Here is a 2,141-nt window from a genome sequence, read left to right on the forward strand (position 1 = left end):
TCAGGAGGCAAAGGCGCAAGCGCGCCAATGGTGCTTCGTCGGAAAAAAGAGGGGGGTAGCGGGCGAGGCGGGGCCGCGATGCCACGGCGGTCGCGGACGGGGTCAGAGCCCCGCTGATCTGGCCACGTGCGCCGGTTTCCGAGCGCCGGGGCTGCGGTTTCTGCGGAGCGCGGGCCTCAAACATTTGGGGTTTCGCGGATCAGATGACCCCTGCATTGATCATCTGTATTGGGCGCATAAACTGTACCTGATCTGCGTTTATTTACTCGTAATCGCCCGCTATTCGCGGTAAAATTGAGGCATGGTCTCCTTCACTCCGGTCGCACCCCGCGACACCGCTCCCTCCGGTCACGCTGGCGCCCCCAGCGTCGCCCCGGCGGGGTCGGGTGCCTTCGCGCGGGTCCCGGGCACGAGCGCAATCACGGGGACCACGGCGGCGAGGATCGCGGAGCGGATTGCCACCGACGCCCGCAACGCCGCCGCACGAGTCGTCGCCCCGGCGGAACACCCCCTCGCGCAGGCCCGGGTGGTGGCTGAGGCCGAGTACGAATTGCTCACCTCCGAAGAGCTGCGGGTGCTGGAGGCCGCGCTCAGCGAGGAGGTCACCGAGCTCACCCGGGAGAAAAACCGGGCCGAGGCGCGGCGGGCCGAGCGGATTGCCGCGCTCGCGCACCTCACGGATCGCCGCTTCGCGCGGGAAAGCCTCGAAGCGGCCACGCGCGCCCTGCTCGCCTCCGACACGGATCTCGATCAGCGCGAATCGCCCCGCGAGGTGGAGCAGCGCATGCTCCAGCTCGCCGAGGAGACCGCCTGCGCCGTGACCGCACCCAAGCAGACGGGCGCGAAGCTCCTATCCGACGCGATCACGCTCACCGAGGATCTTCCGCACACCTGGGCCGCGCACGCCGCGGGCCTCCTCGATCAGGGCCGGGTCTCGACCATCGTCTCGGTCACCCAGGACGCCCCGCCCGTGGCTCGCGCGATCCTCGATGAGCGCCTTGCCGAGATCGGGCCGCTGCTCACCCCGGGCAAACTCTTCCGGGTCGCCGAGGCCCTGCGGAACCGGGTTGACCCGGTCTCGCCCGAGGCCCGGCACGCGGATGCGTTCCAGCGCCGGGGTGCCTGGCTGGAGCCCGCCCGGAACGGCATGATGCAGTTGACCGTGCGCTCCGCGGCCCCGGAACTGTCCGCGGCCTTCGACCGAATCGACGCGCTGGCGAAGCAACTCGCCGTGCTTGAACAGCGCGAGCACGAGCAACAGATCAGCGAACTGCGCCGAGCGCACGCGGCCGGGGAGCCCGGCACCGGCACCCGCGAGGAACTCGACGCCGCAATCAACGCGCTGCCCCTGCCCCGCACGATCGCGCAGCTCCGCGCCGACGTCTCCGTAGACCTCGTCTCGCTCGGCGAGATCGACCCGGTCGCGGACCCCGCCAAGGGCGCCTCCGAGCCCGCCGCGCCCGCAGCACGCCGCGCGACGACCCCGGCTCGCGGGGTCCGCGGGCAGATCCTCGTCACGATCCCCGCACGCCTCCTCTCCGGTCTCAGCTGGGACGGCTGCCCCGAGAACGCCGCCGCGAGCGACCCCGCCGCGCTCCTCGGCCGAGAGTTCGCCGCACTCGACGGCTACGGCATCCTCGACGACGAAACCGCTCGGCGGGTCGGCCTGGGGCTCGGCCAGTTCCGGGCCCTGTTCACCGACGACGCGGGAGCAATCCTCAACGTCGGCCGAAATGCCTATGCTCCGCCGCAGGGGCTCCGCCGCTTCACCGAACTCCGGGACCAGCACTGTCGCTTTCCCGGCTGTGAGCGGCCCGCCGTCCGCTGTGACCTCGACCACTCCGTCCCCTGGGACGCGGGCGGCGACACCGCCCACGGAAACCTCGCCTTCCTCTGCCGCACCCACCACACCCTGAAAGGCCGAGGCGATCCGGGCGGGCGCGGTCCTGACGGTCAGGCCGGCATCGCGCACCGCGGCTGGCGGCTCATCGCGAACCGGAACGGGGTGCTCGAATGGGAGACGCTCTCGGGGCGAAGAATCATCACCCTGCCGGAACGCGCCGCCGCACCGCCCCCGGGGGGCTAAGGAAAGCCGCGGGACTCGCGCCCCGAGACTCTCGCTCGCCGCTGCGCACCGAGCA

The 2,141-nt window shown here is 71.5% G+C and carries 1 protein-coding gene; it reads left to right on the plus strand.

Going from position 1 to position 2,141, the window contains the following annotated elements; translation table 11 throughout:
• Nucleotides 1-301: 301 nt before the first annotated feature.
• Nucleotides 302-2,086: an HNH endonuclease signature motif containing protein gene (locus OOT08_RS13905; RefSeq protein WP_325093387.1), complete on the plus strand. Its 1,785-nt coding sequence runs from the start codon at nt 302-304 to the stop codon at nt 2,084-2,086.
• Nucleotides 2,087-2,141: the final 55 nt, after the last annotated feature.

It is taken from the genome of Leucobacter sp. M11 (assembly GCF_035726885.1).
Classification (GTDB): domain Bacteria; phylum Actinomycetota; class Actinomycetes; order Actinomycetales; family Microbacteriaceae; genus JAPFRB01.